This window comes from Rubrivirga sp. (genome assembly GCF_049648075.1).
Taxonomy (GTDB): domain Bacteria; phylum Bacteroidota; class Rhodothermia; order Rhodothermales; family Rubricoccaceae; genus Rubrivirga.
In genome coordinates, this window is record NZ_JBARYR010000533.1 from 1 (window position 1) to 1614 (window position 1614).

2 protein-coding genes and 1 pseudogene are annotated in these 1614 nt (G+C 67.4%); all 3 read right to left on the bottom strand.

Annotated elements, in window-relative coordinates; genetic code table 11:
• Nucleotides 1-289: pseudogene (locus WBA11_RS14790) on the bottom strand (hypothetical protein); the annotation flags it as partial.
• Between the two features lie 119 nt (nt 290-408).
• The gene (locus tag WBA11_RS14795) at nt 409-813 is read right to left on the bottom strand and encodes a hypothetical protein (RefSeq protein WP_424521431.1); all 405 of its coding nucleotides are present in this window, start codon (nt 811-813) and stop codon (nt 409-411) included.
• A gap of 12 nt (nt 814-825) precedes the next feature.
• The coding region (locus tag WBA11_RS14800) for a hypothetical protein (protein ID WP_424521432.1) at nt 826-1614 on the bottom strand (789 nt) is incomplete at its 5' end.

Sequence of the window (1614 nt, forward strand, 5' to 3'; positions counted from 1 at the left end):
CCGTGAACCAGTCGGTGTTCTTCGTCTCGACGAACAGCGTGAACGGCCGCTGGAAGATCACAGCGTCGGGCACACTCGTCGTGCGCCGGTCCTGCTGACGGAACTGAACGCCGACCCACCCCTCGTCGCCGTCTCGCGTGAGTCCGCCCGTCAGGTCCGCTAGCGCCTCGTCGAGGTAAGCCGGGCTCTCCTGGTAGAGCATCCGCAGCAGTAGGATCGCGTAGTTCGTGACCCGGTTCTCCTTCTGGTCGTAGCCGGAGAACAGGGTGATCGGTCGGCCTCCGGGCATCGGTAGCGCGTACGGTGATTGTGAGACGACACAGCGACGCGCGAGAGCGACATCAGGTCAGCACGGCCAGTCCTCAAAGGCGATTCTTTCTAGCTGTCGACGCGGGATGAGTCACAAGATCAGGCGGTCACCGGCTGGAACGCTCGGGGCGCGTCGCCCGGGAAATCTGTCACCTCGACCGACTCGTAGGGCTCACCGTTGATCTCGATCCGGTAGTCCTCGCCGTCGAACGTCCGGAGCATCCCGGCCAGCGCCTCGGTCGTGAGCTCGGTCGAATCGATCGAGACCGTCGCGCCCGTCACATAGTTCACCTCGCCCCCGGTGATGGCCGCCTCCAGTGTCGGGTACACCACGTCGTCACCCATCTCTGAGACCACGACGTAGCCGCCCTTCCACGGGTACACGTGGGCGGCGCCCCCGCCGCCGGGACGGTCCGCGTCCCACTCGACGGAGTAGGCGGGTTCGACCGAGTCGACGAGGTCGTCGAACTCGTCACCGGAGGGGAACGCGGGGAGGTCAGACATGGCAGTGGAGAGCTAGGAGGGAGGAGCGGCCTCGCGGAGCCGCGCCAGAAAATCGTCCAACACCTCCACGTCGCGCCACAGCTTCGACACCGATTCGGGCGACCCCACGAGCGCGCGCGCTGGGTGGGCCACGCGGTCGCGGAGCTTGACGAGCCGGTTGAGCGGCTTTTCGAACGGGGTCCGGCCTGTGAACCCGAGCGCCCGATGGAGCCCGAGCTTGTAGACCGTCGCCGTCAGGTCGTTGAGGTAGAAGTACTCCGTCGGATCGGACTCGACGTCCTCGTCCTTCTGGTCTTCGTACGCCTTCCGTACGTCGTCGCGCATCGTCGCCACCACGTCGGTCACCGACACCCGGCCCGCCTCGACCTCGCGGCGGATCAGTCGGGCCATCGCCATCTCGAGCTCCGATATCAGGCTGTAGAAGAACGTGCGGGACTGGCGGCTGTTCAGGTGAGCCACCGTCAGCAGCCCCGTCACTCGCCCGTACCGCGTCAGGAACAGGAACGGCCGTCCTTCCCGCTCGGCGAGAGCGCGGACGGCCTCGTCGAGCGGCGTCCGGTAGGGGAGAGTGTCGGACTCGCTGATCCGGTGCCGCGTGACCGCGCCGTACTCGCCCCACACGTCGGTCGCGAGGTATCTCTCGACCGGCCCCTCGCCGTCGTCGACCGGCATCACGTCGAACTGGAGCCGGTCCATCGTCTCGCGCGCCGCGCCGAGGTCGTCGGCCTCTGCCGCCGTCAGCCGCGCCCATCCGGTCCGAGAGATGCCGACTACGGCCGCGTCGACGTCGACGACGTGCTC

What these genes read in the sequence shown, in the direction of transcription:
- WBA11_RS14795 (WP_424521431.1), bottom strand. Translation starts at nt 813, where the DNA reads ATGTCTGACCTCCCCGCGTTCCCCTCCGGTGACGAGTTCGACGACCTC.